Source organism: Streptomyces sp. SA15 (assembly GCF_002291145.1).
Classification (GTDB): Bacteria; Actinomycetota; Actinomycetes; order Streptomycetales; family Streptomycetaceae; genus Streptomyces.
Genome location: NZ_NTGE01000120.1, coordinates 121,030 through 143,904 on the forward strand (window position 1 = coordinate 121,030; position 22,875 = coordinate 143,904).

22 protein-coding genes and 1 pseudogene are annotated in these 22,875 nt (G+C 70.9%); 10 read left to right on the forward strand and 13 right to left on the reverse strand.

Going from position 1 to position 22,875, the window contains the following annotated elements; translation table 11 throughout:
• Positions 1 to 155: 155 nt before the first annotated feature.
• Both CLM62_RS28340 and CLM62_RS28345 read left to right on the forward strand, forming a co-directional pair.
• Positions 156 to 1,190: a phosphotransferase family protein gene (locus tag CLM62_RS28340; protein ID WP_095752744.1), complete on the forward strand. Its 1,035-nt coding sequence runs from the start codon at positions 156 to 158 to the stop codon at positions 1,188 to 1,190.
• A 4-nt stretch (positions 1,191 to 1,194) separates the two neighbouring features.
• Positions 1,195 to 2,418: an acyl-CoA dehydrogenase family protein gene (locus CLM62_RS28345; protein WP_095752745.1), complete on the forward strand. Its 1,224-nt coding sequence runs from the start codon at positions 1,195 to 1,197 to the stop codon at positions 2,416 to 2,418.
• Between the two features lie 95 nt (positions 2,419 to 2,513).
• Here CLM62_RS28345 and CLM62_RS28350 read toward each other — a convergent pair whose 3' ends face one another.
• The 3 genes from CLM62_RS28350 to CLM62_RS28360 are packed head-to-tail and all read right to left on the reverse strand — an operon-like array spanning position 2,514 to position 5,603.
• Positions 2,514 to 3,107, reverse strand: coding sequence for a TetR/AcrR family transcriptional regulator (locus CLM62_RS28350; RefSeq protein ID WP_095752746.1), 594 nt, complete (start codon positions 3,105 to 3,107; stop codon positions 2,514 to 2,516).
• A gap of 46 nt (positions 3,108 to 3,153) precedes the next feature.
• Positions 3,154 to 4,833, reverse strand: a complete 1,680-nt coding sequence (locus CLM62_RS28355; RefSeq protein WP_095752766.1) for a class I adenylate-forming enzyme family protein — start codon at positions 4,831 to 4,833, stop codon at positions 3,154 to 3,156.
• Positions 4,830 to 5,603, reverse strand: coding sequence for an SDR family oxidoreductase (locus CLM62_RS28360; protein WP_095752747.1), 774 nt, complete (start codon positions 5,601 to 5,603; stop codon positions 4,830 to 4,832). The genes CLM62_RS28355 and CLM62_RS28360 overlap by 4 nt, the downstream gene beginning before the upstream one ends.
• A 126-nt stretch (positions 5,604 to 5,729) precedes the next feature.
• On the opposite strand from CLM62_RS28360, the pseudogene CLM62_RS28365 reads away from it, so the two are divergent.
• Positions 5,730 to 6,050, forward strand: a pseudogene (locus CLM62_RS28365) (exo-beta-N-acetylmuramidase NamZ domain-containing protein); the annotation flags it as partial.
• Between the two features lie 50 nt (positions 6,051 to 6,100).
• On the opposite strand, the gene CLM62_RS28370 reads toward CLM62_RS28365, so the two are convergent.
• Positions 6,101 to 8,899 carry a penicillin acylase family protein gene (locus CLM62_RS28370; protein ID WP_095752748.1) on the reverse strand — a complete coding sequence of 933 codons (2,799 nt, stop codon included), beginning with the start codon at positions 8,897 to 8,899 and terminating at the stop codon, positions 6,101 to 6,103.
• Here CLM62_RS28370 and CLM62_RS49445 point away from each other — a divergent pair.
• The 3 genes from CLM62_RS49445 to CLM62_RS28380 all read left to right on the forward strand — a co-directional run bounded on the left by CLM62_RS49445 (position 8,898) and on the right by CLM62_RS28380 (position 10,705).
• Positions 8,898 to 9,146 carry a hypothetical protein gene (locus CLM62_RS49445; protein ID WP_143659163.1) on the forward strand — a complete coding sequence of 83 codons (249 nt, stop codon included), beginning with the start codon at positions 8,898 to 8,900 and terminating at the stop codon, positions 9,144 to 9,146. The genes CLM62_RS28370 and CLM62_RS49445 overlap by 2 nt on opposite strands.
• A 15-nt stretch (positions 9,147 to 9,161) precedes the next feature.
• Positions 9,162 to 9,764 (forward strand): hypothetical protein, encoded by a 603-nt coding sequence (locus tag CLM62_RS28375; RefSeq protein ID WP_095752749.1) that lies wholly within the window; start codon positions 9,162 to 9,164, stop codon positions 9,762 to 9,764.
• 164 nt (positions 9,765 to 9,928) lie between these two features.
• Complete coding sequence (locus CLM62_RS28380; RefSeq protein WP_179382260.1) at positions 9,929 to 10,705, forward strand: 3-keto-5-aminohexanoate cleavage protein; 777 nt, start codon at positions 9,929 to 9,931, stop codon at positions 10,703 to 10,705.
• 18 nt (positions 10,706 to 10,723) lie between these two features.
• Here the strand turns inward: CLM62_RS28380 and soxR are convergent, their stop codons facing one another.
• Positions 10,724 to 11,203, reverse strand: a complete 480-nt coding sequence (soxR, locus tag CLM62_RS28385; protein ID WP_095752750.1) for a redox-sensitive transcriptional activator SoxR — start codon at positions 11,201 to 11,203, stop codon at positions 10,724 to 10,726.
• Positions 11,204 to 11,327: 124 nt separating this feature from the next.
• On the opposite strand from soxR, the gene CLM62_RS28390 reads away from it, so the two are divergent.
• A complete protein-coding gene (locus CLM62_RS28390) occupies positions 11,328 to 11,789 on the forward strand; it encodes a MaoC family dehydratase (protein WP_095752751.1) in 462 nt (153 codons plus the stop codon).
• 57 nt (positions 11,790 to 11,846) lie between these two features.
• On the opposite strand, the gene CLM62_RS28395 is transcribed toward CLM62_RS28390, so the two are convergent.
• From CLM62_RS28395 to CLM62_RS28405, 3 genes are all read right to left on the reverse strand, one after another.
• Positions 11,847 to 12,470 carry a TetR/AcrR family transcriptional regulator gene (locus tag CLM62_RS28395; RefSeq protein ID WP_095752752.1) on the reverse strand — a complete coding sequence of 208 codons (624 nt, stop codon included), beginning with the start codon at positions 12,468 to 12,470 and terminating at the stop codon, positions 11,847 to 11,849.
• Positions 12,471 to 12,577: 107 nt separating this feature from the next.
• Complete coding sequence (locus CLM62_RS28400) at positions 12,578 to 12,823, reverse strand: YiaA/YiaB family inner membrane protein (RefSeq protein ID WP_095752753.1); 246 nt, start codon at positions 12,821 to 12,823, stop codon at positions 12,578 to 12,580.
• Positions 12,824 to 12,884: 61 nt separating this feature from the next.
• Positions 12,885 to 14,036, reverse strand: coding sequence for an acyl-CoA dehydrogenase family protein (locus tag CLM62_RS28405; protein ID WP_095752768.1), 1,152 nt, complete (start codon positions 14,034 to 14,036; stop codon positions 12,885 to 12,887).
• Positions 14,037 to 14,113: 77 nt separating this feature from the next.
• Here CLM62_RS28405 and CLM62_RS28410 point away from each other — a divergent pair, with 77 nt between their 5' ends.
• The 3 genes from CLM62_RS28410 (at position 14,114) to CLM62_RS28420 (ending at position 16,541) form a co-directional block, all read left to right on the forward strand.
• Positions 14,114 to 14,752, forward strand: coding sequence for a TetR/AcrR family transcriptional regulator (locus CLM62_RS28410; RefSeq protein WP_095752754.1), 639 nt, complete (start codon positions 14,114 to 14,116; stop codon positions 14,750 to 14,752).
• 46 nt (positions 14,753 to 14,798) lie between these two features.
• Positions 14,799 to 15,509, forward strand: a complete 711-nt coding sequence (locus tag CLM62_RS28415; RefSeq protein ID WP_095752755.1) for a helix-turn-helix transcriptional regulator — start codon at positions 14,799 to 14,801, stop codon at positions 15,507 to 15,509.
• A 75-nt stretch (positions 15,510 to 15,584) separates the two neighbouring features.
• Positions 15,585 to 16,541 carry a DMT family transporter gene (locus CLM62_RS28420; protein ID WP_095752756.1) on the forward strand — a complete coding sequence of 319 codons (957 nt, stop codon included), beginning with the start codon at positions 15,585 to 15,587 and terminating at the stop codon, positions 16,539 to 16,541.
• Here CLM62_RS28420 and CLM62_RS28425 read toward each other — a convergent pair.
• From CLM62_RS28425 to CLM62_RS51940, 5 genes are all read right to left on the reverse strand, one after another.
• Positions 16,533 to 17,855, reverse strand: a complete 1,323-nt coding sequence (locus tag CLM62_RS28425) for an MFS transporter (protein WP_095752757.1) — start codon at positions 17,853 to 17,855, stop codon at positions 16,533 to 16,535. The two genes, CLM62_RS28420 and CLM62_RS28425, sit on opposite strands and share 9 nt — an antisense overlap.
• 128 nt (positions 17,856 to 17,983) lie before the next feature.
• Entirely contained in the window at positions 17,984 to 19,066 is a 1,083-nt protein-coding gene (locus CLM62_RS28430; RefSeq protein WP_095752758.1) for a Zn-dependent alcohol dehydrogenase, read from the reverse strand.
• Between the two features lie 11 nt (positions 19,067 to 19,077).
• The gene (locus tag CLM62_RS28435; protein ID WP_095752759.1) at positions 19,078 to 20,466 is read right to left on the reverse strand and encodes an aldehyde dehydrogenase family protein; all 1,389 of its coding nucleotides are present in this window, start codon (positions 20,464 to 20,466) and stop codon (positions 19,078 to 19,080) included.
• 128 nt (positions 20,467 to 20,594) lie between these two features.
• Entirely contained in the window at positions 20,595 to 21,929 is a 1,335-nt protein-coding gene (locus tag CLM62_RS28440) for an ABC transporter ATP-binding protein (protein ID WP_095752760.1), read from the reverse strand.
• A 205-nt stretch (positions 21,930 to 22,134) separates the two neighbouring features.
• Positions 22,135 to 22,875, reverse strand: a 741-nt coding sequence (locus tag CLM62_RS51940; protein ID WP_257004132.1) for a class F sortase, incomplete at its 5' end; no start/stop codon positions are given.

Here is a 22,875-nt window from a genome sequence, read left to right on the forward strand (position 1 = left end):
TGGCCGAGAAGGCACCGCCGACAGCTCCCCGTCGCCCCGCACGGGGAGCTGTCGGCTTATCGTGGCTCCGATCACGTTCAGTTCCCCCACTGGACGACATACCGACCGGTCGGCATCATTGGTCAGGTCGCGTTCACCCGCCCGTAGGAGCATTGATGAGCCCCGACCATCCGCCAGGCCTCGACCTCGACCGGCTGCGCGCCCTGCTCGACCGTGAGCGGCCCGGCCTGGTCCACGGCCCTCTGACCGGCCGGCTGATCGAGGGCGGACGGTCGAACCTCACGTACGCGGTCTCCGACGGCGCTTCCAAGTGGGTCGTACGGCGGCCCCCGCTGGGCCACGTCCTGGCCACCGCGCACGACATGAAGCGCGAGCACCGGGTGATCAGCGCACTGCACCCGACGAACGTGCCGGTGCCGCGCCCGGTGCTGATGTGCGAGGACGAGGAGGTGCTCGGGGCGCAGTTCTACGTCATGGAGTTCGTCGAGGGCATCCCGTACCGCACCGCCGACCAGCTCGCCTCCCTCGGTCCCGACCGCACCCGAGGGGCCGTGCTGAACCTCGTCGACACGCTCGTGGAGCTCCACGCGGTGGACCCCGCCGAGGTGGGCCTGGCCGACTTCGGCCGCCCCGAGGGCTTCCTGGACCGGCAACTGCGACGCTGGGGCAAGCAGCTGGACGCCTCCCGCAACCGGGAGCTGGCCGGCATCGACGAGCTGCACGCGGCGCTCGGCCGGGAGCTGCCCCGCTCCCCCGCCCCGACGGTCGTACACGGTGACTACCGGCTCGACAATGTCCTGATCGGCGAGAACGACACGATCAAGGCGATCCTCGACTGGGAGATGTCGACGCTCGGCGACCCGCTCACCGACCTCGGCCTGCTGGTGATGTACAGCATCCCGCTGGGCACGGCCGACTCCCCGGTCTTCACGACCGCCGAGGCTCCCGGCCACCCCGAACCCGCCGAACTCGTCGAGCGGTATGCCGCGCGCTCGGGACGCGACGTCTCCGCGGTGTCCTGGTACACGGCGTTCGCCTGGTTCAAGCTGGCCGTGATCCTGGAGGGCATCCACTACCGCTACACCCTGGGCCAGACGGTCGGCCGCGGCTTCGACCGCATCGGCGACCTGGTCCCGATCTTCATCGAGCACGGTCTGACGACTCTTCAAGCAGGACTCCAGGAAGGCTGAGGCCATGGACTTCGCGTTCGACGCGCGCACCGAGGAACTGCGCGCCAAGTTGCTCGCCTTCATGGACGAGTACGTCTACCCCGCCGAGCAGATCGCGCACGAGCAGCGCGCACAGCTGGCGTCCCCGTGGGACACCCCGCCGGTCGTCGAAGACCTGAAGGCCGAGGCACGCAGGCAGGGCCTGTGGAACCTCTTCCTCCCCGACACCGAGTACGGCGCCGGCCTGACGAACCTCCAGTACGCGCCGCTCGCCGAGATCACCGGCCGCAGCCCGCACCTGGCGCCGACCGTGACGAACTGCGCGGCGCCCGACACCGGGAACATGGAGGTCCTCACCCAGTTCGGCGACGAACAGCAGAAGAAGCAGTGGCTCGAACCCCTGCTCGCCGGTGAGATCCGCTCGGCGTTCGCGATGACGGAGCCCGAGGTGGCCTCGTCCGACGCCACGAACATCACCACGCACATCGAGCGAGCCTCCGACGGCACGGACGAGTACGTCGTCACCGGGCGCAAGTGGTACATCTCCGGGGCGATGAACCCGGACTGCAAGATCTTCATCGTGATGGGCAAGACGGACCCGGACGGCGCCGACATCCGCCGCCAGCAGTCCATGGTCCTGGTCCCCCGTGACACCCCGGGCGTCACGGTCCAGCGCGCGATGCAGGTCTTCGGCTACGAGGACCACTACCACGGCGGCCACGCCGAGGTTATCTTCGACCACGCGCGCGTGCCGGTCTCGAACCTGATCGGCGAGGAGGGTGGCGGCTTCGCCATCGCCCAGGCCCGCCTCGGTCCCGGCCGTATCCACCACTGCATGCGGCTGATCGGCATGGCGGAGCGGGCGATCGAGCTGATGTGCAGGCGGGCGACGTCGCGCACCGCCTTCGGGAAGGCGCTGGCCCAGCAGGGCGTGGTCCACAACTGGATCGCGGACGCCCGGGTGGCGGTCGAGCAGCTGCGGCTGCTGGTGCTGAAGACGGCCTGGATGATGGACACGGTCGGCAACAGGGGCGCCCACACGGAGATCCAGGCCATCAAGATCGCCACGCCCCGTACGGTCGTCGACATCATCGACCGGGCGATCCAACTGCACGGCGCGGGAGGGGTGAGCCAGGACTTCCCGCTGGCCGAGCTGTACGCCGGTGCCCGCACCCTGATGATCGCCGACGGCCCGGACGAGGTGCACCAGCGGTCGCTGGCGCGGCGGGAGCTGAAGAAGTACCTGTGAGCTCATGTGTTGCTCATGTGTAAGGGGCGGCTGCCATTGGCAGCCGCCCCTTACATATGGCCACTTGCGCATGGCCGCACGGAAACAGATGGACGCTACGGTCGCAGCGCCCGCAGCAGCAGATCGGCCAGGTGATCGGCGACCTCCTGGGGACTGAGGGGGCCGTCGGGCCGGTACCAGGTCGACAGGTGGTGGACGGAGCCGAAGTGGTAGTCCACCACCAGGTCGGCAGGGGTCGCTTTGGAGAAGACGCCGGCCTCCTGCCCCTCCTCGATCAGCGCCCGGAATCGCTCGTGGTACCGGCGCCGCTCGGCACGCACCTGCTTGTTCTTCTCCGGACTGAGGTGGTGCATCGAGCGCCAGAAGATCATCGCGTCGTCGAGCTTGTCGATCGTCGTGACGACGACGTCGGCCGCCGCGTCCCTCAGCCGCTTCTCGACCGGCTCGTCGGCGTCCGCGAAGGCGTCCAGTCTCTCTTGCTGGACGCGCAGCACGCGCGCGTACACCTCGTGCAGGAGGTCGTCCTTGGAGCCGAAGTAGTGGTACAGCGCCCCCTTGGTGACGCCGGCCGCCTCGACGATCTCCTGCACCGAGGTGCGGTCGTAGCCCTGCTCGGCGAAGAGCCGGGTGGCGGCGGCCAGCAGCCGCTGCGGCACGGGAGTCCCGTCACCTTCCGTCGTCCTGGGCACTGCCGCCACCTGCCTTCCGAGTCTTTCTTCTGTTGCTTTTCTGTTGCTACTTCTGTTGGCGCTTGTGGTCATGCGTGCGGGAACGCAGTTCCCGACGGAGGATCTTCCCACTCGCCGTCTTCGGCAGGTCGGGCAGGATCTCCACCTGACGCGGGTATTTGTAGGCGGCCAGTCTCTCCTTGCAGTACACGGCGAGGCTATCGGGGTCCGTCTCGGCCCCCGGACGCAGGCTGATGTAGGCCTTGACGGTCTCTCCGCGGTACCCGTCGGGCACGCCGACGACGGCCGCCTCGCGCACCGCCGGGTGCGTGTACAGCACGTCCTCGACCTCGCGCGGCCACACCTTGAAGCCGGAGGCGTTGATCATGTCCTTCTTGCGGTCGACGACGTACAGCCAGCCCTGGGGGTCCATGAACCCGATGTCGCCGGTGCGCAGCTCCCCGTCGGGGAAGGTCTCGGCGGTGGCCTCCGGGCGCCGCCAGTAGCCGGGGACGACCTGCGGCCCCCGTACGACGATCTCCCCCTGTTCGCCGAAGGGCACCTCCTGCCCCCGGTCGTCGACGATCCGGACGACCGTGTCGGGGCCGGGCACGCCCACCGCCAGCGTCCCGGAGGCCGGATCGACGGGTGCCTCCAGACCGGGTGGCACGGAGGCGCAGGGGGCGGTGCACTCCGTCAGCCCGTAGCCGTTGCGGATGTACGGCCCGAAACCGGCCCGGAACTTCTCCACCAGGGCGGGCGGGAGCGGTGCGCCGCCCGAGGAGATGTTGACGAAGGACGAGAAGTGGTCCGGCGTGACGGACGGGTGGGCGGCCAGCGCCATGAAGGCCGTCGACGGGCCGACCGTGTAATGGGGCCGGTGCTCGGCGAACGCGTCCAGCACGACGCCCGCCTCGAAGCGGTACGCCAGGACGAGCGTGCCCGCGCTGTTCAGGCAGGCGCCGAGTTGGCAGACCATCCCGGTGATGTGGAACAGCGGCGCCATCGCGAAGTAGACGGGCGTCCCGGGCAGGGCCAGTCCGGTCCGCTGCCGCTCCGCGTTGTGCATGATGTTGCCGTGCGTGTTGGTGGCGCCCTTGGGGGTGCCGCTGGTGCCGGAGGTGTAGCTGATCAGCGCGATGTCGGCCGGGCCGGCGTCACGCCCCTCGGGCGCCTTGTGGCCGGCGCGGGCCACGGCCGTCAGGTCGTCGGCGTCCTCGGCCTGCGGGAGCCGCTCGAAGGTCAGCACGCGCGTGTCGCCTCGGGTCTGGAAATCCAGCTCGCACCCGGTGAGCACGATCCGCACCGGCGAGTCGGCGGCCGTGTCGCGCAGATACGACTCCCAGGCGCGGTCGGAGCAGATCAGCGCGGCAACCTCGCCGTCCCGCAGGACGTGGCCGACCTCCCCCGACTTGTACATCGGATTGACGGGCACGACGGTCGCCCCCGCCTTCCAGGCGCCGAGCACGGCGAGCACGAAGTGCGGGGAGTTCTGCAGCAGGACCGCCACCCGGTCGCCGCGCTCCAGACCACGGGCGGCGAGGTGACCGGCGACGGAATCGCTCAGCTCGTCGACCTCGCGGTAGGTCAGGCGGCCGTCGAAGTAGGCGAGGAAGGTGCGGTCCGGGGTCTCGTCGACGGCCCGGCGCAGGGCGTGCACGAGGGAGTCGGCGGGGTCGATCGGGGCGCGCTGGGCGTCGCCCAGCAGGGCCAGCCAGGGCTTGGCCGCGTACCGGGAGTCGGTCACCGGGTCGTCTCCCACTTCTGCTGGATGTGGTTCATGCCCGCCAGCCAGCGGTCGGGGTCGGTGGCCCTGGCCTGATAGAACCCGGCGACCTCGGGGTGCGGCAGGACCAGGAAGCGGTCCTCCTCGATGCCCTTGAAGAGGGCGTCCGCCACGTCGTCCGGCTCGATCGCGGTCGGCTGGAGCACCAGGTCGCCCGCGCTGCCGGTGGCCGCGAGCATGTCGGTGCGCACGCCCTGCGGACAGATCGCGTGCACCTTCAGACCGCGGTGCCGGTACGTCAGCGACAGCCACTCGGCGAAGGCGTAGGCGCCGTGCTTGGTGACGGCGTAGGGTGCCGCGCCGATCATGGTGAGCAGTCCGGCGGCCGACACGGTGGACACGAAGCGACCGCTGCCGCGCTCCAGCCAGTCCGGAAGCAGTTCGTGGGCCGCGCGGACGTGCGCCATGACGTTGACGTCCCAGGAGGCCGCCCAGACCTTCTCGTCGAGCGGCGCGGCGGCGTCCCCGCCCTCGAAGGCGACACCGGCGTTGGCGCAGTAGACATCGACGGTGCCGCCGAGCGCCTCGCGGGCCTCGCCGACGATCGCGGCGGCGTCGCCGGGGACGGCGATGCCGCCGATCTCCCCGGCGACTGCTTGCGCCCGCCCGGCATCGAGGTCGTTGACGACGACCCGAGCACCTTCGCCGGCGAAGCGACAGGCCAGTGCGGCTCCGATGCCACCCCCGGCCCCCGTGACGACCACACCAGCGCCCTGAACGGCTTCCACCATCGGTCTCCTTTGACTGCGGCTCTGCGGTGCCAGACTAACCGGTCGGTATGTAGCAACGGAAGGGTGAACGCCGTAGGGGTGCGGGGCTGTGCGGGAGCGCATACCGTTCCCGCGGAGGTCACACATGCGGGCAAGCGGTTCGTGGTCCTGGACCGGCCGAATCCGGTGACCGGGCGGGCGGCCCTGGGACCGGTGCTCCACAAGGAGTTCGCGACCTTCGTCGGGCGGCAGCCGATCTCGCAGGCCCACGGGATGACCGTCGCGGAGCTGGGGCGGCTGTTCAGATTCACTCGGCGCCCGGACAACTGGATCGACAAGCTCACCGGGTCCGCGCGGAGGCGCACGATGATCGACGCGAGAGCGGACACCGACGAGGTGGTGGCGGGCTGGGGCGAGGAGCTCCCGGCGTTCCGGCGCATGCGCGGGGAGTACCTCGTGTACCGATGAAGGTCGTGGTGGCGGCGGGCAGCGTTCGCTGACCCGCCGCCACGCGTGTCTCACCGGTGCGAGGTGAACTCCACGACCTGCTGGAACGTCGGGCGGTTCTGCCAGCTGATGTGGCCGTGCTTGATGCCGCCGAGCGTCCGCTGGAAGATCGAGTCGGCGCACCACTGGTCGCCCGCCGAGCACAGGGCGTCACCGGGGTAGACCTGGGCCGCGGTCTTGCCGGCCGCCTCCTTCAGGGTGCTGATCAGGATGTCCCGGCAGGCGCTGAGGCTGCCGCCGCCGCAGTACTTCCGCGCGAGCGGCCCCTGTACCGACTCACCGAGCACCGCCCGGATGTCCTTGTCGACATAGCTCCACCAGCCGTACTGGAAGGAGCTTCCGGCGTGCGAGCCGGTCGGGCCGTGCGCGGCCGACGGGGACTCGTCGACCGGCAGGTTGCTGGTCATGGCCGTGTACAGGTCGCTGCCCAGGCCCGGTTGGAACTCGGCCTTGACCAGCAGCGGCCACCACGCGTCCAGGATGCGGATGGCGTCGGCGTCGGCGTACGTCTTCGAACCGGCCGAGGTCTCCGTGCGCTTGGCGCCCGCCGACAGCCACGTCTGCAGCTTGCTCACCGCCGCCGCGGCCGTCGAGTCCGTGACCGGGGAGCTGCCCACGACCTTCAGCAGATCCGGCAGCACGCCCTCGGCCCGCAGGTCGGCGAGCCCCGCGTCGGCCATGGCCTTCACCAGCAAGGCACGGGTGACCCCGCCCGCGGCGACCAGCTTCTTCACCCGGTCCTCGAGGAGATTGCCGCGGTGGACCGAGCCGTTGCCCCAGGGAGCGGTGGTGTAGTCCTTGGCCTGCTTGTTGTTCCAGGAGATGTAGTAGTCCTGGTCCATGGAGTTGGGGTGGGCCGAGGGCGGGGTGTAGTCCGCCGTGTTCGTGGCCGGGGTCCAGTTCCGCCACTCGTACGCCGGCCGCGCCCACACCGGGAACTCGGCGTCGACGCCGCTCGCCCGCACCGGGTTGTCGCCGCTGTTGTAGTACGCGGTGTGCTCGGAGTCGGCGTAGAACCAGTTGAAGGTGTAGTTGATGTGCTGCACCGCCTTCTGGAAGCTCTCCGGGCCCTTCACGTAGTCCGGGTCGTTCAGCATCTGGAAGCCGATGATCGAGTCGGCCTCGTGCATGAAGGAGGAGCGCAGGGTGGTGTAGGCGACCTTCTTGCCGCCGACCGTCGCGCGGTACTCGACGGGGCCGTACTTGGTGCGCCACACCCGCATCGTGTAGGAGCCGGCCGCGGTGTCGTCCGCGGTGGTCGGCTTCCAGGCGTTCTTCTGCTCGACCTTCTCCATGGGCGTGCAGGTGCCGCGGTACAGGTAGTGGTAGTCGTCCTGGCACAGTTCGACGGCGTAGGTGTCGATGATGTCCTGGCCGGAGGTCGTGGCGCTCCACGAGTAGTCCTGGCCGCGGCCGAGTTCGACGTACATGCTCAGGCCCGCGAAGGAGGCGCCGCGGGCGCTGATGCCGGGGCCCTGGATCTCCTGGAGCAGGAGCAACTGGGGCGCGAAGTAGCCGGTCTGCGGGCCGAAGACGGCGACCGGGTGGCCGCTGGCGGTGTGCTCGCCGCTCACCACGAGGGCGTTGGACATGCCGCGCTTGGCGGAGGTCATGGCCGTCTTGGCAGCCGTGGTGGACGCGCTGTTCGCACTTGAGGTGGCCGCACTGCCGGTACGGTCGTGGACCAACGGCTCCTCCTCCACCGAGCCGGCGTCGGGCAGTGCCGCGCCCTGCGGGTCGTCGGGCTTCGAGGCGTACGGGAAGCTCTTGTCGTGGACGGTGACGACCGCCTCGGGGTCGTTGCGCTCGCGGAAGGACTCCCAGACCTTGGTGCCCTCTTCAACGCCGTACTTCTCCTGTGCGGCGAGCAGCGAGAGCGCGTTGTTGACCTCACCGCCGCCCCCGGAGCCGAAGAGCGCGCCGATGACGGAGCCCAGCGCGACCAGGTCGGTGATCTTGAAGTGCTCGATGGTGCCGGCGTTGGTGATCGAGTCCTTGTGGCCGGTGAGGACGTACTCGCCGGGGAAGTAACGGCCGCTGTCGGAGGTGTCGATGTAGGCGTTGATGCCGTCGAGGTAGGCCTTGGCGTCGGCGAGGGCCTGCTGGCCGCGCTCCCCGTTCGTGGCGACGGCATTGTCGATCTGGGCCTGGAGATCGGCCTCGGTGTACGGAGCGTGGCGCCAGAACTGCTGCTCCAGGCCCTGGTTGGACGGGTCGCCGCCCGCGAAGGAGGTCAGCTGACCGCGTCCCACGTGGCGGAAGACGTCCATCAGCCACAGCCGGTCCTCAGCTGCCGCATACCCGGCACCGAACTCCGTGCCGTATCTGGTGGTACCGGTGATGTGCGGCACACCCGTCTTCTTGTCGCGGACGATCGTCACGTCGCCGCGACCGGCGGGCTTGACCGTGGAGGCGACTTGATCGGCGGGGACCCCGAAAGACGCGTCGTTGAAGAAGGTGTTGACCGTGGAGTTGGTCAGTGTGGGGTATCCCTTGGCCAGGTTGGCGTAGGGCCCGAGCTGGTCCTCCGCGTGGGCGGGCTGGCTGCCGAAGGCCTGGTTGAGGAGGATCTGGGCGAGGGTGGCGTTGCCGTTCTGGCCGGGCGGCAGGATGTCGGAACACTGGCCGCCGCAGTAGTCGTTCGCCGCCGCCGTCGCCGTGGGCGCCGCCTCCTCGGCTGCCGCCGCCCGGGTGAGCGGGGACAAAAGTCCGGCAATGAGGACGCATACGGATGCGGTCTTCAGGAACCCGGGGATTGCGCCGGGAGTTCTCAGTCTGTCGAGCGCGGTGCGTGGGATGCGCCGTGGCATGGCAGCTCCTACCGACGGGGATGTGCCGGACGTTACCGCCGGTATCCCCGAGATTGAAGATGAACATGCGTCACTTTTTGAAGTCGGTGCCGGCTCGGCACCGCGTCGATGCGGCCGGCTCGGCCGGCTTATGGGGGCCATCGGAAATCGGATGGAGCCGAATCGCTTGTCGATACGTCTATTCGGCAACGTCGCGCGAAGTCCGTACGACGACGCCGAAGTGACCGAAGTACAGGTGCAGGTGTGACGGAGGTGCAGGGCGATGGCCGGTTTCCGGAGTCTGGCGAGACAGGTGCGCGATCCGCGGTGCGATCTGGCACTACGGCGTTATTCGCTGCGCAAGTGCCTGGAGCGGTTCGCTCCTTACGGGCACAGGGCGACCTGGGACCATTTGTGCTCCCGGGCCGGGTTCGGCCCGGAGGACCGCTCCCCCGACCCAGCGCGGCTCGTGGCCGCACTGGATGAGCTGGAGGAGGCGCGTTCGGTCTGGCTGGCCTATGAGGTCGAGTTCGCCGAGCGTCGCAAGAAGGAGAAGCACGACGGGTTGCGCAGGCCGGGCAGTGTGGACGACTGGCACCGGCTGACCTGGGGCGGTTTCGGTGTCGCCTGGTGCGACGACCCCCGGGTCCATCCCCATGAGCCGCTGGCGGAGGTACTGCGCCGCCTGATCTCCGCGCTGGAGCGCGAACCGGGGTCGGTGTGCCCGGTGTGCCACGGGGAGCGGCTCGTCTGGAAGTACGAACTGGACCACGAACCCTCGACGGGTCCGGTCTGCACGGACTGCGGAATTCTGGTACCGCGTCCCGTGCTCACACCCGAGGCGCTGGCGGACGCCAGGCGCGGACGGTTGCTGGTGTCGGCCTAGGAACGGCGAACGGCGGGGGTGCGTCGGGGATGCCGCACCCCCTATATGACCGCGGGCCGTTGCCTCTTCCCGGCGTTTCATCTCGGCGTTTCATCTCGGCGTTTCTTCTCGGCGTTTCTTCTCGGCCGCGGGCCGTTGTCAGTGGTGGCTGGCACCATCGAGGCATGGTGCGGGTGCAGGTGTGTCTCAACGGGCCCCGGGGGGCCGCCGACGGTGCCGGGGTGCCGCTCACGCCGCAGGCGATGGCCGACTCCGCGGCGGAGGCCGTCGCGGCGGGGGCCACGGACATCCACGTCCACCCCAAAACACCTTGCGGGCAGGACACCTTGTCGCCGCGCGTGGTCGCGGCGACGGTCGAGGCGATACGCGCGCGGGTGTCGGTGCCGGTCGGCGTGACCACGGGTGCCTGGGCGGAGCCTGACCTCGATCCGGCGGCACGGGTGGAGCGTTTACGGGGCTGGACCGTGCTCCCCGACCACGCCTCGGTCAACTGGCACGAGCCGGGCGCCGAGGAGGTGGCCGCCGCCCTGATCGACCTCGGGGTGGGCGTGGAGGCGGGCATCTGGTCCGGGACGGACGGGGCGGCACGGTTCGCCGACTCGCCGCTGGGCCCGAAGGTGCTGCGCGTGCTCGCGGAGGTCACGGACCCCGCACCGGACACGGCCGAGGACACCGCGCGCGCCCTTCTGGCCGACCTGGGTTCCGCACTCCCCCACTCTCGACTTCGCTCGAGCGGGAGGTACCCCCATCGCCCGGTCCTGCTGCACGGCGAGGACGGCGGCGCATGGCCGGTGCTGCGGTTGGCCGGGCGCCTCGGCCTCGCGACCCGAATAGGCCTGGAGGACACGCTGGTCCTGCCGGACGGGGAACGGGCCGTGTCCAACGCTCAGTTGGTGGCGGAGGGGCTGAACCAGTACGGGTGGGCCCAGCGGTCGTCATAGGGCACGGCGGCGGCCCGCCTACCGCCCCCTCTTCCGGTCTCCCCCTTGTTCCACCAGCAACCGCGACCCCGTCAGCCGTTCGCCGAACACATCGTCCGGGTTGGACAGGACACAGGTGTCCAGGGAGAGGCAGCCGCAGCCGATGCAGTCGGTCAAGTGGTCGCGGAGGCGGTTCAACTGCTTGATACGTTCGTCGAGTTCCGAGCGCCAGGCCTCGGAGAGCCGGGCCCAGTCCTCGTGCGTGGGGGTGCGTTCCTCGGGGAGTTCGGCGAGGGCCTCGCGGATCGTGGCCAGGGGGATGCCCACGCGTTGGGCGGCACGGACGAAGGCGACGCGGCGCAGGGTGTCCCGGCTGTAGCGGCGTTGGTTGCCCGAGGTACGGCGGCTGCTGATCAGGCCCTTGGACTCGTAGAAGTGCAGGGCGGAGACGGCGGCACCACTGCGGGCGGCGAGCTGGCCGACCGTGAGCTCATGGATCTTCTCGTGGATCTGGGGCACCCCTCAGAGCCTACCCATCGCCGCACGCCCCGGTCCGTTGACATGGGCCCCGTAGCCGACCATGCTAAGCAGTTGCTTAGACATGATGTGACACGACGAGTGTGCGACACGGAAGGCCAGCGACATGGCAGAGCCGAGGATCTTCACCTCCGCCGACGACCTGAAGGCGGCGGTGGGCGAGCAGCTGGGGTACACCGACTGGCTGGAGATCGACCAGAAGCGGATCGATCTGTTCGCGGACGCCACCGGCGACCACCAGTGGATCCACGTGGATCCGGAGAAGGCCGCCGCGGGGCCGTTCGGCACGACCATCGCCCACGGCTATCTGACCCTGTCGCTGCTGCCGCTCTTCGGGCCGCAGCTGATCAAGGTTGAGGGCGTGAAGATGGGCGTCAACTACGGGACGAACAAGGTCCGTTTCCCCGCTCCCGTTCCGGTCGGGTCGAGGCTGCGCGCCACCGCCGCCATCACCGGCGTCGAGGACGTGTCCGGCGGCGTCCAGGTCACCGTCGCCTTCACCGTGGAGCGCGAGGGCGGGGACAAGCCGGTCTGCGTGGCCGAGTCGGTGTCCCGGTACTACCTCTGACCGGACCACCCCTGACCGGACTACCTCTGACCGGACTACCTCTGACCGGCGAGGGAGCTACTTCGCGCCCACCATCCGCAGCACGAGGTCGGCGTACAGCGCGCCGACCTCCTCGGGCGTGCGGGGGCCGTTGACATTGAACCAGCGGGCCACGTCGATGCAGAGGGAGAGCACGGCGAGGGTGGTGCCCTTGACGTCCAGCACGTCGAACTCGCCGGTCGTCACACCGTCCTCGATGATCCCGCGCACCTCCGCGTCCACCTGGCGGCGCAGGGCGAGGATCTCGGCGCGGGCGTCGGGGCCGAGCGAGTCCAGTTCGTACTGCACGACCCGCGCGGTGGTGCGCCCGCCCGCGTGCCAGCGGACGAAGGAGCTCACCGCGTCGGCCAGGCGCTCGGTCGCGGTGCCCTCGCCCTGGGCCGCCGTACGCAGGATCTCCAGGGCCTTCTCGTGGCCGATCCTGCTGATGCGGTGGAGCAGCTCTTCCTTGGTCTTGTAGTGGATGTAGAGCGCGGCCGGGCTCATACCGGCGCGGCCCGCGATGTCACGGGTCGTCGTGGCGTGGTAGCCGCGCTCGGCGAAGGCCTCCACCGCGGCAATGAGCAGCCGCCGGGCCGCGTCGGGCGTGACCTCGCCCCACCCCGACGTCTCGCCGCCGGCCGTCTCCTCCGCCGTACTCATCGCTCGTTCGCCCCTCTCACTGACAGAGCCACCACCATACCGCTGAAGCTGAGCGGGCGCTTAGCGTGGCCGCTCAGCACGTCGGACGCAGTGGTCAGAGCTTCTCGTCAGAGCTTCTCGAAGGGGTGGTACGACCGCTCCGTCGCCTCCTGACGGTCCCGGATCACCTTGGCCAGGGTGAAGGCGGAGGTCACCAGGTACAGGACGGCGATGGCGAGGAAGGCCCGCACCCAGGCGTCGGCGTTCAGCTTGAAGATGCCGATGGCGGTCGCGGCCATGGCCACGGCGAAGGAGGCGACGGCCTGGCCGTAGAAGGCGGCCGTGTTCTGCTGCTTGCCCGGTGTCTCACTCATGGGGACAAGGATCGGGGGACGCGGCCCGCGCCACATGCGCGCAGCTACTCAGTCCACCTACTCAGAACGCCGAAACCCCCGTCAACGCCCGCCCGATGACCAGCTTCTGGATCTGGCTCGTGCCCTCGTAGAGGGTCATCACGCGGGCGTCCCGCAGCAGCTTGCCCGCCGGGTACTCGTCGATGTAGCCGTAGCCGCCGAAGACCTGGAGGGCGTTGTTCGCGGCCCGGACGGCGGCCTCCGAGGCGAAGAGCTTGGCCTTGGAGGACTCCACGACGAAGGGCAGCCCCCGGTCGATCAGGTCGGCGACCCTCCAGGTCAGCAGGCGGGCCGCGTCCACGTCGACGGCTATGTCGCTGATCAGCTCCTGCACCAGCTGGTGGTGGGCGATGGTCTTCCCGAACTGCTCGCGCTCGCCCGCGTATCGGACGGCGGCGTCCAGCGCCGCCTGCGCTATGCCGACGCAGCCCGCCGCCACCGACATCCTGCCCTTCGCCAGCGCCGACATGGCGACCGAGAAGCCCTTGCCCTCCTCCCCCACCATCGCGGAGGCCGGCACGCGTACGTCCTCCAGCACCAGCTCCGCGGTCGTCTGGCCGCGCAGGCCCAGCTTGCCGTGGATGGTGCGGCGGGTGAGGCCGGGCGTGTCGGTCGGCACGAGGAACGCGGAGACGCCCTTGTGGCCCGGCGCGTCCGTGGAGCGGGCGAAGAGCAGGACCACGTCGGCCCAAGTGCCGTTCGTGATGAACGTCTTGGTGCCGTTGATGACGTAGTCGTCGCCGTCACGGACCGCCCGCGTGGTGAGATTGCCGGCGTCGGATCCGGTGCCCGGCTCGGTGAGGCCGAAGCATCCGACGTACGCGCCGGAGGTGAGGCCCGGCAGCCAGCGCCGCTTCTGCTGCTCGCTCCCCCGGGCCGCGATCGTCTTGGCGACCAGGCCGAGCGAGACGGAGACGATCCCGCGCACGGACGAGTCCCCGCGGCCGAGCTCCTCCGTGACCAGGCAGTACGCGAGGTGGTCGCCGCCCGAGCCGCCGTACTCCTCGTCGATCGTCAGACCCAGGAAGCCGACCTCGCCGAGCTTCTTGACGATGGCGCGGTCGACCTCTTCGGCGCGGTCCCAGGCGATGACGTTCGGGGTGATCTCGCGCTCGACGAAGTCGCGGGCGAGCTGCCGTACGGCGGTCTGCTCCTCGCTCAGCTCCAGGTTCACCACAAGCCACTCCACTTGAAGGCCGCACCTTTAAATTAGCACTGCTAGTTTTCAGTCGCAGCCCTACTATGTGCGCCATGGCCCGACCGCGCAAGCCCCTGCTCAGCACCGACCGGATCGTCGAGACGGCACGCGCGCTCGTGGACGCGGAGGGCCTGGCGGCCGTCTCCACGCGTCGGCTCGCCGCCGAGTTGGGGGTCAGCGGGCCCTCGCTCTACAACCACTTCCGCACCAAGGACGAGATCCTGGAGGCCGTCGCCGACTCGGTGAGCGCGCAGGTCGACCTGGCGATGTTCGAGGACGGCCGGGACTGGCGGACCGCGCTGCACGACTGGGCGGTCTCCTATCGGGCCGCCCTGCGCGATCACCCGAACATCGTCCCCGTCCTGGCCCGCGGCCCCGGCCGCCGTCCGGCCGCGCTGCGGCTCGCGGACGCTGTCTACGGCGCGATGGTCGACGCGGGCTGGCCGCCGGCGCAGGCCACGTCCATCGGCGCGCTGATGCGGTACTTCATCATGGGCTCCGCGCTCGGTTCCTTCGCCGGGGGCTTCGTGGACGACGCGAGCGCGTACGACCCGGCCGACTACCCGCACCTCGGGCAGGCCCACCTCCTGGCCGAGCAGCAGGAGAAGATCGACGAACGGGCCTTCGAAACGGGACTGACGGCGCTGCTCGACGGGCTGGCGCGGCAGTACGAGCAGGTCGGGCGGGCCTAGGACAGTTCGGTGAGTACCGAAGTGTCCGTGCCCCATCCTGGGACGCATGACCACCAGGGACCCACGCGCGTCACGGCTCGCCCGCCTCGCCGGACTCGTCGCCGATGAGACCCGGGCCGCGTGTCTGCTCGCGCTGCTCGACGGGCGGGCATGGACCGCCGGTGAGCTGGCGCGGCACGCCGGTGTCGCCGCGTCGACCCTGAGCGAGCACCTGGGCAAGCTGGTCGCGGGCGGGTTGGTCGCTGAAGAGCGGCAGGGGCGGCACCGGTACGTACGGCTGGCCGACGCGCGGGTCGCCCAGCTGGTGGAGGACCTGGCCGCGCAGGTGGCGCCGGACGGTGTCGTACGGCCGCGGAACCTGCGGGAGTCGAGCGCCGGGTCGGCCATGGCGCGGGGGCGCACCTGCTACGACCATCTCGCCGGGCGGCTCGGCATCACGGTCACCGACGCGCTGACCGCACGCGAACTGCTGGTCCAGGACAAGGGGTTCGCGCTGACGGACGCGGGCATCGGCTGGTTCGACGCGGTCGGCATCCGCCTGGACCGCACGAGCCGGCGCCCGCTGGCCCGGGCCTGCCTCGACTGGACCGAACGCCGTCCCCATCTCGCGGGCGTCGCGGGCGCGGCCCTGTGCCGGCACGCCCTGGACGCGGGCTGGTGTGTGCGCATCGGCTCCGAGCGGGCGGTGAAGGTGACGGAGACGGGTGAGCGGGCGCTGTCGGAGCTGCTCGGCATCGAGGCGGGGGCGCTGCGCTAGCGGCGCCGGGCTCCCTCCACCACCCCGTCCGAAATTCGCGAGCCTCCCCTCCCCTTCCTCCCTAGCCTCAGGAGCATGATGAACGCCTCCCTGTTCGGCCCTGCCCGTCGCACGGAGCTGCTCGCCGCCGGTGCGGCCACGGTCACCGTGGTGCTGTGGGCCTCCGCCTTCGTGTCGATCCGCAGTGCGGGGGAGGCGTACTCACCGGGGGCGCTGGCGCTCGGGCGGCTGCTGGCCGGGGCCCTGACGCTGGGGGTGATCTGTCTCGTACGGCGGGAGGGGTGGCCGCCGCGGGCGGCCTGGCGCGGGATCGCGATATCCGGGGTGCTGTGGTTCGGCTGCTACATGGTGGCCCTCAACTGGGGCGAGCAGCAGGTGGACGCCGGGACGGCGGCCCTGGTCGTGAACATCGGGCCGATCCTGATCGCTCTGCTGGGCGCGCGGCTGCTCGGTGACGCGATGCCGCCGCGGCTGCTGGCCGGCATGGCGGTGTCGTTCGCGGGTGCGGTGGCGGTCGGGCTGTCGATGTCGGGCGACGGCGGGTCGTCGGTGCTCGGAGTCGTGCTGTGTCTGCTGGCCGCGGTCGGCTACGCGGGCGGTGTCGTGGCGCAGAAGCCGGCCCTCGGCCGGGCGAGCGTGCTGCAGGTGACCACGTTCGGGTGTCTCGTCGGGGCCGTGGTCTGCCTGCCGTTCGCCGGACAGCTGGTGTCCGAGGCGGCCGACGCGCCGGCCTCGGCGACCCTCAACATGGTCTATCTCGGCGTGTTCCCGACCGCGCTGGCCTTCACGACGTGGGCCTACGCCCTGGCCCGTACGACCGCGAGCCGGATGGGCGCGACCACGTACGCCGTCCCCGCGCTGGTCGTCCTGATGTCGTGGCTGGCGCTGGGCGAGGTGCCGGGGCTGCTCACGCTGGCGGGCGGGGCGCTGTGCCTGGCGGGGGTCGCGGTGTCGCGGTCGCGCGCGCCGAAGGCCGCAGCCCCGGAGACGGTTCCGGAGCCGCGGCCCGAGAAGGCCTCCGATTCAGCGTGAAGGCGCCCTGCTCGCAAGGACCTTGATGGACAGCAGAGCGATCGCCGCGAGTCCGATGATGTAGCCCGACACCGCCATCGACGTGCCCGTCGCCTCCAGGAGCAGCACCATCAGGAAGGGCGCGAGCCCGCCGCCGAGGACGGCCGCGATCTGGTAGCCGAGGGAGGCGCCCGTGTAGCGCATCTCGGGCGTGAACAGCTCGGCGAACAGGGCGGCCTGAGGGCCGTACATGATGCTGAGGAAACAGCTGGCGACGAACGTGCCGACCGCCAGCCACAGCAGCGATCCGGTGTCGATCAGCAGGAACAGCGGTACGGCCCACAGGGCGATGCCGGCCGCGCCGATCGCGTAGATCCGGATGCGGCCGACGCGGTCGGAGAGCGCGGCGGCGGCGGGGATCAGCACGAGCTGGGTGAGGCTGACGCAGAGCGAGACGGTGAGCACCGCACCGCGCTTCATGTCTAGTTCGCGGGTGGTGTAGTCGAGGACGCCGGTGATCAGGATGTAGAAGGTCGCGGTGTTCACGGCGAAGGAGCCGCCGGCGAGGAGCACCGTGCCGAGGTGGCCGCGGAGGATCGTGCGCAGCGGGGAGCTCCGCTCGGCCTTCTCCTTCTCGGTCAACGCCTTTTCGGCTTCGCGGAATTCGGGCGTTTCCTCGACCCGGGTGTGGATGTACCAGGCGAGCACGAGGACGAACAGGCCGATGAGGAAGGGCACGCGCCAGCCCCAGGCCGCGAAGGCGGTGTCCGTGGTGAAGGCTCCGGCCAGCAGGAAGACCGAGTTGGCCGTCACCACGCCGATGGGGACGCCGAGTTGGACGACGCTGCCGTAGACACCGCGCTTGCCCTCGGGGGCGTACTCGGTGGCCAGCAGCATGGCGCCGCCCCACTGCGCGCCGACCGCGATGCCTTGTGCGACGCGGAGGACGACCAGCAGGACCGGGGCGGCGACGCCGATCGTCTCGTACGTCGGGAGCAGGCCGATGCCGGTGGTGGCCACGCCCATGAGTGAGAGCGCGAGGACCAGCATCGGCTTGCGGCCGCGCTTGTCGCCGAGGTGGCCCGCGACGATGCCGCCGAGCGGGCGGGCGAGGAAGCCGACGGCGAAGGTGGCGAAGGAGGCGAGGACGCCGGCGGTCGGGCTGCCCGCCGGGAAGTACAGGTCGCCGAGGACAAGGGCGGCGGCTATGCCGAAGACGAAGTAGTCGTACCACTCGACGGCGGAGGCGAGGGCTGCCGCGGTGGCTACGCGGCGACGGTTGGCCTTGGGGAGGGCCGTGGTGGGGACGGGGGGAGCGGGTGGGGCTGTGTCCATGCGTGCACACTCCGGTGGGTGCGGTGGGGACGTTGCCGGGAACATACTGACCGGACGGTATGGGGTCAACGGGTGTGCAGGGAGGTTGTACGGAGCATCTGTGGGGCCCGTCCCGACACCCGAGGCGGCTAGAAGACCACCAGGGCCCTGCCGCCCTTGCCCGCCAGCATGTTCTCGAACGCCGCCGGGATGCCCTCCAGGGCGATCCGTTCCGTCACCAGCGCTCCCAGGTCCAGGCGGCCCGCCCGGACGTGCTCGGCCAGTACCGGGAGGTCCCGTGCCGGGTCGGAGTCGCCGTAGACGCAGCCCGAGAGGGTCCTGCCCCAGTGGAAGATCTCCAGGGCATTGAAGGTGACCTGCTGGTCCTTGCCGCCGATGCCGACGACCGTCGTGCGGCCGCCGCGGCGGGTGGAGTCCCAGGCCGTGCGGATCGTGGCCGCGCGGCCCACGCACTCGACGGCCACGTCGACGCCCTGCTTGCCGGTGAGGGCGCGGATCTCGCGGGCGGTGTTGTCGGAGGCCACCAGGTAGTCGGTGGCGCCCGCGCCGCGCGCCAGCTCCTCCTTCGCCGGGGAGACATCGACCGCGACGATCCTGGACGCACCCGCGATGCGGGCCGCCTGGAGGGCGGCGAGGCCCACTCCCCCGACGCCGTACACCGCGACCGTCTCGCCGGGGCGGACCCGCGCCGAGTGGTGGACGGCGCCGTATCCGGTGAGGACGGCGCAGCCGAGGAGGGCCGCGTCGGTCAGCGGGACGCCGTCGGGGACCGGCAGGACGCAGCCCGCCGGGACGACCGTCTCCTCGGCGAACGCGGCGACGTTCAGGCCGGGGTGGAGGTCGGTGCCGTCCGACCGGCGGTGTGCGTAGACGTCGGCGGCGCCGTTCAGCGCGTTGGCGCACAGCCAGACCTCCCCGAGCGAGCAGGCGTGGCAACCGCCGCAGGACGGGGCCCAGTTGAGGACCACGCCGTCTTCGGGGCGAACGTGGGTGATGTCTTCCCCGACGGCGACGACCGTGCCCGCGCCCTCGTGGCCGAGGACGGCCGGGACGGGGACGCGCATGGTGCCGTCGGACAGGGAGAGGTCGGAGTGGCAGACCCCGGCGGCGGCGAGCCGGACGCGGATCTGGCCGGGTCCGGGGTCGGGGAGGTCGATGTCGGCGATCTCCAGAGGAGCGCCGACGGCGGGAAGTACGGCGGCACGCACCACGTCGGGGCTCCTCAGAACTGCAGGGACTTGGTCTGGAGGTACTCGGCGAGGCCGTGCGTGCCGAGTTCACGGCCCACGCCCGACTGCTTGTAACCGCCGAAGGGAGCGAGCGGGTTGAACCGGCCGCCGTTGATGTCGACCTGCCCGGTGTCCATGCGGCGGGCGAAGGCCACCGCCTCCTCCTCGTCGCCGGCCCAGACGGCGCCCGCGAGTCCGTAGACCGTGCCGTTGGCGATGCGCAGGGCGTCCTCCTCGTCCTCGTAGCTCAGGATCGTCAGGACCGGGCCGAAGATCTCCTCCTGCGCGATGGTCATGTCGGGGGTCACGTCGGCGAAGACGGTGGGGCTGACGAAGTAGCCCTGCTCACGCGGGGATTCCGGGCCGCCCGCGACCAGCCGCGCCCCTTCCGCCACGCCCTTCTCGATGTAACCGCGCACCCGCGCCTGCTGCTTGGCGCTGACCACCGGGCCGATACGGTCGCCGTACTTGGCCGCCGCCGCCGCGGCGATGCGGACCGCTTCCTCGTACTGCTCCCGGTGCACCAGCATCCGCGTCCAGGCGCTGCATGTCTGGCCGGAGTTGGACATGACGTTGGCGACGCCGACGTTGACCGCCCTGGCGAGGTCGGCGCTGGGCAGGATGACGTTGGCGGACTTGCCGCCCAGTTCCAGGGCGACCTTCTTCACGGCCGCTCCCGCCGTCGCGCCGATCTGCCGGCCGACGGCCGTGGAGCCGGTGAAGGAGACCAGGTCGACGTCCGGGTGCTCGGCGAGGGCTCGGCCCGCGACCGGGCCGAGCCCGGTGACGAGGTTGAAGACGCCCGCCGGGATCCCGGCCTCGTGGACCGCCTCGGCGAAGAGCTGGGCGACCAGCGGTGTGTCCTCGGCGGGCTTCAGCACCACCGTGCAGCCCGCGGCCAGCGCCGGGGCGACCTTGGCGACGATCTGGTGGAGGGGGTAGTTCCAGGGGGTGATCGCGCCGACCACGCCGATGGGTTCGTGGAGGACGGTGGAGTTGCCGACCTTCTCCTCGAAGGCGTACGTCGCCGCCAGTTCGGCGTAGGAGCCGGCGACGGTGATCGGCAGGGCCGCGTGCACGGCCTGCGACAGCTTCGGCGGCGAGCCGAGTTCGGCGGTGACCGTCTCGGCGATCTCGTCCTGACGGGCCGCGAGAGCGTCCCGGAGAGCGGTCAGGTGCGCGGCCCGCTCGGCGGGGGCGGTCGCGGCCCAGGCGGGGAGGGCGGCGCGGGCGGCCCGTACGGCGGCGTCGACGTCCTCGGCGGTGCCGGCCGGGACCCGGCCGATGACCTGCTCGTCGACCGGGTTCACGATATCGATGGTGTCCGGGCCGGTGGCGGGGCGCCACGCGCCGTCGAGGTAGATGCCGTCGTGTGCCTTCATCGTGCTTCCTCCGGGGCGGGGCCGTTCGTCGTCCGGCACCTAAACTAGCGATGTTAGTTTTCGGGCACCAGACATCCCGGACCATGAGATCAGAAGTCGACCGGGCGGGGGCGGTGGCGGGACGGGCTTCACTCCTCCAGGTCCGGGAGCCGGGCAGGAGCCGGACAGATCCGTTCGCCGTGCTGGTCGAAGACGAACAGATGGGCGATGTCGACCAGCAGAGGGACGTGCAGGCCCCGGCGCAGATCGAAGTCGGGGGTGGTGCGGACGACGAGATCGCCGGGGAGACGGCTGTCGGGCGCCGCGGGTTCGGGGTCGGCGTCCGCCGGGTCGTCCAGCACCACCAACGGGCCGGCCCGCAGGGCTCCCACCCGTCCCCGGAAGCGGTCCAGGACCGTGCTCTCGCGGCGGCGCCTGGCGATGCGGGCGCCCGGGCGCGGGGCCTCCAGTTCCGGTACGACGGCGGGGCTGGAGCCGGTGTTGAAGTGGACGAGGACCTCGTGGCCCTGGAACTCCACGTGCTCCACCAGACCGCTGATCGCCACCTCGCCGGGGCGGGCGGCGGACGGTTTGGCGATGCGTACGGCCTCCGAGCGCAGGCCCACGATGACCTCGCGGCCCTGCTGGACGCGGAGCAGCTGGTGGTCCAGGGAGAGAGGTTCGGGCAGGCGCAGGTACTGCTTGCCGAGGCTGATGGTCATCGCGCCGTCGAGCGGGGCGCGGACCAGGCCGCGCAGGAGGTTGATGCGCGGGGTGCCGATGAAGGCGGCGACGAAGATGTTGCGGGGCAGCGCGTACACCGAGCGGGGGGTGTCCAGTTGCTGGAGGACACCGCCCCGCAGGACGGCGACCCGGTCGCCGAGGGACATGGCCTCGGCCTGGTCGTGGGTGACGTACACGGTGGTGACGCCCAGCTCCCGGGTGAGGTTGGCTATTTCGGCGCGCAGGTGGTTGCGGAGCTTGGCGTCGAGGTTGGACAGCGGCTCGTCCATGAGGAAGGCGGAGGGGTGGCGGGCGATGGCCCGGCCCATGGCGACGCGCTGGCGTTCGCCGCCGGAGAGCTGGGCGGGCCGGCGGTCGAGGAGGTCCTCGATGCCCAGCATGCGGGCGGTGGCGTCCACGCGTGGGCCCGGGTCCTCGCCGGGGGCCTCGATGCGCAGCGGGAAGCCGATGTTGCCGCGGCTCGTCATGTTCGGGTAGAGGGCGAAGTTCTGGAACACCATCGCCATGTCACGGTCGGACGGCAGCAGGTCGTTGGCGTACTCGCCGTCGAGCAGCAGCTGCCCCTCGGTGATCTCCTCCAGGCCGGCGATCATTCTGAGGACGGTGGACTTGCCGCAGCCGGAGGGTCCGAGCAGGACGAGGAACTCGCCGGGCGTGATGTCCAGCGAGAGCCGGTCCACCACGCGGACGCCCTTGCTGTAGGCCTTGCTGACGTGGTGCAGGGAGATGGCGCGTGTCATGACGGTGCCCCCGGGGGCTCACTTGGGCGCTGGTGCTCCGCGGTCGGATGTCCCGTGCGGTTCGTACGAGACCTGTGGGTCACGGAAATTAACGGACTGTGCGCGGCCGGGGGAAGAGACGGGGCGGGATCGGGTACTCCGGTCCAACTGGCGAGAAAGCGGACGGTCGGATTCAGCGGGCGGGAGCGGGGGCGGGGCGGGCCGGTCAGCGGATCGTGGTGAGGTGGGCGAAGACGACGACGTTGCCCGAGTAGCCGGTTCTACGGTTGTAGGTGCCGCCGCAGGTGATCAGGCGCAGCTCGGGGCGGCCGCGGGGGCCGTACACCTCCCGGTCGGGGAAGTGCGCCTTCTCGTACTTCTTGATGGCGTCGACGGTGTAGACGGCGGTCCGCCCGTCGGCGCGCCGCACCTCGACCTGTCGGCCGCGCTTCAGCTCGGTGAGGCCGGCGAAGACGGCGGGGCCGGTGTCCGTGTCCAGGTGTCCTACGGCCACGGCGGTCCCCTCCTCACCGGGCGACGGTCCCTGCGCGTACCAGCCCACCAGATTCGCCTTGCCCTCCGGAGGCGCGGGCAGCCGCCGCTCACGGTCGAGCCGCAGGGCCATGACCGGGGCGTCGACGTCCAGGTAGGGGATGAGGAGCCGGGTGGCGCGGGAGCGAGGGAGGGTGCGGAGCGGGGGTGGGGTTGGGGGGCGACGGGTGGCCTTGGGGGGCGGTGCGGGGCGGTGGGGTCGTGGGGGGTGGGCGTTGGTGCGGGGGCTGGTGCGCGGGTTGGGCGACTTCGGGTTTGTCCTGGCCTCGGCCGCTCCGGCCCTTTGTGGGGCGTGCCGGGGACCGTCGGTGTCGGGGTGGGAGCCGGGTCGGGCGGCGCCGGTTCCGGGGCGCGCATGCGCCGCTCCACGGCCGCCTGCGTCGGTGCGGGGGCCGGGTTGGGTGCGGCGCGCGTC

Coding starts and splice junctions, on each gene's coding strand:
- CLM62_RS28340 (WP_095752744.1), top strand. CDS start 156: ATGAGCCCCGACCATCCGCCAGGCCTCGACCTCGACCGGCTGCGCGCC.
- CLM62_RS28345 (WP_095752745.1), top strand. CDS start 1,195: ATGGACTTCGCGTTCGACGCGCGCACCGAGGAACTGCGCGCCAAGTTG.
- CLM62_RS28360 (WP_095752747.1), bottom strand. CDS start 5,603: ATGGTGGAAGCCGTTCAGGGCGCTGGTGTGGTCGTCACGGGGGCCGGG.
- CLM62_RS49445 (WP_143659163.1), top strand. CDS start 8,898: ATGGCAGCTCCTACCGACGGGGATGTGCCGGACGTTACCGCCGGTATC.
- CLM62_RS28370 (WP_095752748.1), bottom strand. CDS start 8,899: ATGCCACGGCGCATCCCACGCACCGCGCTCGACAGACTGAGAACTCCC.
- CLM62_RS28375 (WP_095752749.1), top strand. CDS start 9,162: ATGGCCGGTTTCCGGAGTCTGGCGAGACAGGTGCGCGATCCGCGGTGC.
- CLM62_RS28380 (WP_179382260.1), top strand. CDS start 9,929: ATGGTGCGGGTGCAGGTGTGTCTCAACGGGCCCCGGGGGGCCGCCGAC.
- CLM62_RS28390 (WP_095752751.1), top strand. CDS start 11,328: ATGGCAGAGCCGAGGATCTTCACCTCCGCCGACGACCTGAAGGCGGCG.
- CLM62_RS28395 (WP_095752752.1), bottom strand. CDS start 12,470: ATGAGTACGGCGGAGGAGACGGCCGGCGGCGAGACGTCGGGGTGGGGC.
- CLM62_RS28400 (WP_095752753.1), bottom strand. CDS start 12,823: ATGAGTGAGACACCGGGCAAGCAGCAGAACACGGCCGCCTTCTACGGC.
- CLM62_RS28410 (WP_095752754.1), top strand. CDS start 14,114: ATGGCCCGACCGCGCAAGCCCCTGCTCAGCACCGACCGGATCGTCGAG.
- CLM62_RS28415 (WP_095752755.1), top strand. CDS start 14,799: ATGACCACCAGGGACCCACGCGCGTCACGGCTCGCCCGCCTCGCCGGA.
- CLM62_RS28420 (WP_095752756.1), top strand. CDS start 15,585: ATGATGAACGCCTCCCTGTTCGGCCCTGCCCGTCGCACGGAGCTGCTC.
- CLM62_RS28425 (WP_095752757.1), bottom strand. CDS start 17,855: ATGGACACAGCCCCACCCGCTCCCCCCGTCCCCACCACGGCCCTCCCC.
- CLM62_RS28435 (WP_095752759.1), bottom strand. CDS start 20,466: ATGAAGGCACACGACGGCATCTACCTCGACGGCGCGTGGCGCCCCGCC.
- CLM62_RS28440 (WP_095752760.1), bottom strand. CDS start 21,929: ATGACACGCGCCATCTCCCTGCACCACGTCAGCAAGGCCTACAGCAAG.